This is a genomic window from Thalassotalea sp. Y01, assembly GCF_012932945.1.
GTDB lineage: Bacteria > Pseudomonadota > Gammaproteobacteria > Enterobacterales > Alteromonadaceae > Thalassotalea_A.
In genome coordinates this window covers 1-5,429 of record NZ_JABBXG010000019.1, presented here as the reverse complement: position 1 = coordinate 5,429, position 5,429 = coordinate 1, and the positions used below count along the sequence as shown (strand labels likewise).

Genomic DNA, 5,429 nt, shown 5'->3' with positions numbered 1-5,429 from the left:
TGAGTGCTCACACAAATTGCATGATAACTAATTGTTAAAGAATTAAGCATTAGACGCATTCGCTAGTGCTTGTTGCTTCTGGGCTTGCCCGAAGCGAGATGCGCATTCTACGCAACTCAGTTTTGATGTCAACTTTTTTTTGAAATTATTTTCAAAAGTTTTGTTGGCCGTTTAGAGAAACAATCGCTTAACTAAACATATCAAAACACCCCGTTGGCCTTTGCCGTTGAAGTGGATGCGCATTTTAGGGATTTTTCAGATAAGGTCAACAGTTTTTTTGAAATAATTTGAATTTAGTGGTTTTTCGCTCAGTTCTTGTACAAAACCCTATAAATAAGGCTCTACATAGAGTTTCATTGGTTAAATACTAGCTAATTTAAGGAAGTTACAGTGCAACAGTTGTTTGCCCAAGAAACTCACTCACGTGCCTTAAGAACTGTTTAAATTGCTAACTAAACTCTATTAATTAGCAACATAATTTAACATTGAGACACACTGATAAGAAATATACAAAATCACGCCTTTTCAGTAAGTTAATGAAGACGTGTATTTATATGTTTTTAATTCGTTTTTTCAGGTTCAGGCACAGTTTCACCTTTAACCTTTTCCCTAAACCGTTGAATAACTACATATAAAGGGGGAATCAATAAAATACCGATAGATGAAGCGGCAATCATACCACCAAAAACGGCAGTGCCTACACCATTTCGACTTAGCATACCTGCACCAGAAGCAACCACTAGCGGCAATAAACCTGCAATAAAGGCAAAGCTAGTCATCATAACCGCACGAAAACGTAACCGAGCACCTTCGACTGCAGCATCAACTATAGGGACTCCTTTTTCTCGCTGCTCCTTGGCGAACTCTACTATGAGTATGCCATTTTTAGCGGAAAGTGCGATAAGCACGACGATGCCGATTTGCGCATAAAGGTTAAGCTCAAGACCAGTGATCAGCAAAGTAAACATCGCACCGAGTAATCCAACAGAGACGGATAGGATTACACCGAGTGGAATGCTCCAGCTTTCATAAAGAGCTACTAAGAATAAATAAACGAATAACAAAGCTGCTGCCAAGATTGGAGCCGTTTGTCCTGCTGCTTGTTTTTCCTGTAATGCTGTTGATGTCCATTCAAAACCATAGCCAGGCGGTAGCGTTTGTTCGGAAACTTCTTCCATTGCAATTAACGCATCACCCGATGCATAGCCTGGGGCTGGTCCTCCCATCATGGTTAGACTGCGGTTGTTGTTGTAGCGCATCACGTATTGAGGTCGCAATATCATTTCAGGTTCAGCTACCGATCGCACAGGCACCATTTCACCGCTACGGTTTTTCACGTGCAATCTAAATATGTCTTCAATTTCGTTTCGATCTTCCATTTGGCCTTGCAGGTTTACCTGCCAAGTCCGGCCAAACAAATTAAAATCATTAACATAGTAACTACCAAGCATAGCTTGTAGAGTTAAGAATACGTCACTAATTTCTACCCCCAAGGTTTGCGCTTTGCTTCTATCTATATCTAAATATATTTGCGGTGTATTGGCAGAGAATGTCGTGAACACACCTTGTAGCTGTTCATTTTGATTGGCATTAATCATCATGCTGCGACCAAGCGCAGCTAAATCAGCAGGGCTCTTACCTTGCAAATCTTGCAGCTGATATTCAAAACCTGAACCGGTACCTAGGCCCATAATAGGCGGTAAGTTAAAAGGAAATACATTGGCGTTTTGTATGGTCGCAAATTGCCCACCCAATTTAGCGATCAATTGGTGAGCATCCAATGACTCATCTTCACGTTGATCAAATGGGTCTAACACCACCACTAAAAAACCAGCGTTGGATTTAACTATGTTATCTATCAAACTAAAACCAACGACTTCAGTTACTTCTTTGACACCTTCAGTTTCCATCGCCACTTGGCCGGCTTGGCGTACCACGCTATCTGTGCGATTGACCGAAGAGCCCTCAGGTAACTGGATTTCAACCATAAATGCGCCTTGATCTTCATCAGGTAAAAAGCCACTCGGTACATTATTGGTTATTGTGGTTAAGCCAAAGAAGATAGCAATGATGGCTGGTATACTAAATATCGACACACGCACTAATCGCTTAACAACCGATACATATCCATCTCGAGCTTTATCTATTCCAGCAAATACATATTTTATCAACCCCTTTGATGGGCCATGCGATGGTTTTAGGAATAACGCACATAATGCAGGGCTTAATGTCAGAGCGTTGATAGCCGAGATAACCATAGAGCCAGACACGGCAACGGCAAATTGTTGAAACATCAATCCTGAAATTCCAGGTATAAAGGCAACCGGTACAAATACCGCGAGTAATACAGCAGTGATCGCAATGATTGGCGCAGTAATTTCCTTCATGGCAATTTTTGCCGCCTCAGCAGGACTTAAACTTGGATCTTTTTCCATTACCGCTTCTACGTTTTCGACAACAATAATGGCATCATCAACAACAATACCAATGGCAACCACTAAGGCGAGTAAAGACACTGTATTAGCAGTAAACCCGAAGGCCAGCATAACGACAAACGCGCCTAAAATTGATACCGGCACTGCAATGATGGGAATAATCGTCGCTCTTAAATTACCAAGAAACAGATAGACAACGATAACGACTAAACCTAATGCTTCAACCAATGTGTGCTGAACTGATTCAATGCTCTCCTCGACAAAACGAGTTGTATCGTAAGTGATGGTGTAATCCATTCCTTGCGGAAAACTTTCAGCAGCTTGCTCCATAACTTGTTTTACCGCTTCTGAAGCCGCGATCGCATTAGCTCCTGGCGCTTGATAAATGCCTAAAACCGCGGTTGATCCACCTTGAAAGCGACCATAAGCATCTAAAGATTTGCCACCTAATTCGGCATGGCCTATATCTTTTATGCGCACAAACGAGCCATCGTTGTTTGCTCTAACAACGACATTATCAAATTGTTCTGCATCGGTTAAGCGGCCTGTGGTTTGAATATTTAACTGGAAATCCTGATCATCTGTCATAGGTTGGGCACCTATACGACCGACGGCAGCTTGTAAGTTTTGTGACTGTAAAGAAGCAACAACTTCGGCAATGGTAAGCTTGTAGCTGGTTAATTTATCTGAATCTAACCAAATCCTCATGCTGTAATCTATACCATATAGGTAAACATCACCGACACCAGGTACGCGTTTTAGGTTGTCAAGTAGGTTTATATTGGCATAGTTACTTAGAAATAACGTATCAAAGCTTTCGTCAGGAGAGTTTATAGCCACCATTTGCATCAATGCTGATGACTTTTTCTTTACGTTTACACCATTACGCTGCACTTCAGATGGCAATTGTGCTTCGGCCAAATCGACTTTGTTTTTGGTATTTACTGTGTTTATGTCAGCGTCGGTACCTACCGCGAATGATCCCAACATTGTATAGCTACCGTCACTACTGCTCGTCGACTTCATATACAACATGTTGGATACGCCAACCACCTTTGATTCAATGGTTTGCGCTACCGTTTCTTCGACTACTTCAGCACTAGCCCCGGGGTAAAACGCAGTTACCTCAACCTGAGGTGGAACAATATCAGGAAATTGAGCAACGGGTAGCGCTTGTAAAGAAATGACACCTGCGATTGAAATCACCAAGGAAATAACAATAGCGAATCGCGGTCGATCAATAAAAATATCAGAAATCATCTTTCTACTCCGCTGAAGCCATATTAGGATTTACGACGACTCCTGGTCTTACTTTTTGCACACCTAAGGTTATTACTTTTTGCCCTTCTTGAAGACCGTTTTTAATAACTACTTTACCTTGCACCGTGGCTCCCGCTTCAATGCGCTGCACTACGACTTTATTTTCATCATCAACTAACAGCACATAACGACCTTGTTGATCGAATTGCACCGCTGACTGCGGTACGGTAATTTCGCTTCTCGGGTTTTGTTCTTGCAACTCAACATTTACCAGTTGTTGATGCACTAAAACACCATCGGGATTATCAAACTTTGCACGCACTAATAACGTATCTGTTGTGGGATCTGCAACGACGTCAATAAAGTCTAACTTACCAATTCGTTGATAATAACTGCCGTCAGCCATTTTCACTCGTACCTCGATTTGCTCAGGCGTGATACCAGTTTTGGCACTTGAATGGGTCATTAATTCTCTTTGCGTAATTGGAAACGTAACGTATGAAGGATCTTGACTGACAACCGTGGACAGCGCTTTTGAAGATGGACCAACAAAGTCACCTACAGAATATGGTGATAAACCTATTTTGCCACTAATAGGCGCTTTAATATCGGTGTAACTAAGATTCAATTCAGCGGTGCGTAATGCTGCTTTTTGTGAAGTTATCTCACCGTTAACTTCTATAAGGTTTGCTTCAGCAATATCAAGTTGCTCTTGAGAAATGGCTTTGGTTTTTACCAGTTTTGCTCTTCTGTCTCGTTCGATTTGTGCTAGTCGACGCGCACCTCGAAGTTTTTCAAGCGCACCTTTAACTCGTTCTACCTCTGCGATATAACTGTCTTTTTCGATAACAAACAGCAATTCACCGGCTTCAACTTGGGCCCCCTCACTTTTCAGCCTCTCTAATAAAAACCCTTGAACCCTTGCTGTTAACTCAACCGCATCTACCGCCTCAACTCGACCGTTGTAGGTTACCGAACGCTTAACATTCGATTTACCAACCTCAATAACAGTTACCGAAGGTGGCGGCGTAGTCCGTGCTCCTTGTTGAGAGTCCTTGCAACCAAAAGAAAAAAGCAACCATAAGATCAATAGAGACTTAATGGCGACAGATAATGAACTAAACATAGTCCAATCTCCTTGTTAGTGAATAGATGCAATCGAATTTCGATTTGATTGAATACATTACGTCGAGATGATGAAAGCCCAATTAACTTAATAGTGCTGATGATTATTAACACTTATTAAAGAATAGGAAATGTAAGTAAATTCACAAATTTTTATCTAAAAAGAAGAGTGTTAAGTCTTTGTAGATACGCATTAGAATGATTTTTTAGATTAGAAAAGCACAAAAGCCCGCTGCAATAGCGGGCTTTCTTAAACGTGGTGGAGGGAGGTGGATTACTAAATGCCTCTATGCATTTAAACCTTAAGGTTGTACTTCGTACGTTCTAAATTGCTCCAGACAATTTGGTTGAACCTATGGATCTCATCCACATGCTTTAAAACCACAAAAGCCCGCTGTAATAGCGGGCTTTCTCAAACGTGGTGGAGGGAGGTGGATTCGAACCACCGAAGGCGGAGCCGTCAGATTTACAGTCTGATCCCTTTGGCCACTCGGGAACCCCTCCAAAAATTGGAAGCCTGGCGATGACCTACTCTCACATGGGAACTCCCACACTACCATCGGCGCTACTTCGTTTCACTTCTGAGTTCGGCATGGGATCAGGTGGTTC

General features: G+C 42.0%; 2 protein-coding genes, 1 tRNA gene and 1 rRNA gene. All 4 read right to left on the bottom strand.

Going from position 1 to position 5,429, the window contains the following annotated elements; translation table 11 throughout:
• Positions 1-560: 560 nt before the first annotated feature.
• The gene (locus tag HII16_RS16600) at positions 561-3,695 is read right to left on the bottom strand and encodes a multidrug efflux RND transporter permease subunit (protein WP_169131955.1); all 3,135 of its coding nucleotides are present in this window, start codon (positions 3,693-3,695) and stop codon (positions 561-563) included.
• A 4-nt stretch (positions 3,696-3,699) separates the two neighbouring features.
• Positions 3,700-4,821 carry an efflux RND transporter periplasmic adaptor subunit gene (locus HII16_RS16595; protein WP_169131953.1) on the bottom strand — a complete coding sequence of 374 codons (1,122 nt, stop codon included), beginning with the start codon at positions 4,819-4,821 and terminating at the stop codon, positions 3,700-3,702.
• 418 nt (positions 4,822-5,239) lie between these two features.
• Positions 5,240-5,324 (bottom strand) — tRNA-Tyr (locus tag HII16_RS16590).
• Between the two features lie 11 nt (positions 5,325-5,335).
• Positions 5,336-5,429 (bottom strand): 5S ribosomal RNA (gene rrf, locus HII16_RS16585); the annotation flags it as partial.

Bases quoted from the DNA above. Each gene is read 5' to 3' on its own strand.
- HII16_RS16600 (WP_169131955.1), bottom strand. From the start codon at position 3,695: ATGATTTCTGATATTTTTATTGATCGACCGCGATTCGCTATTGTTATT.
- HII16_RS16595 (WP_169131953.1), bottom strand. From the start codon at position 4,821: ATGTTTAGTTCATTATCTGTCGCCATTAAGTCTCTATTGATCTTATGG.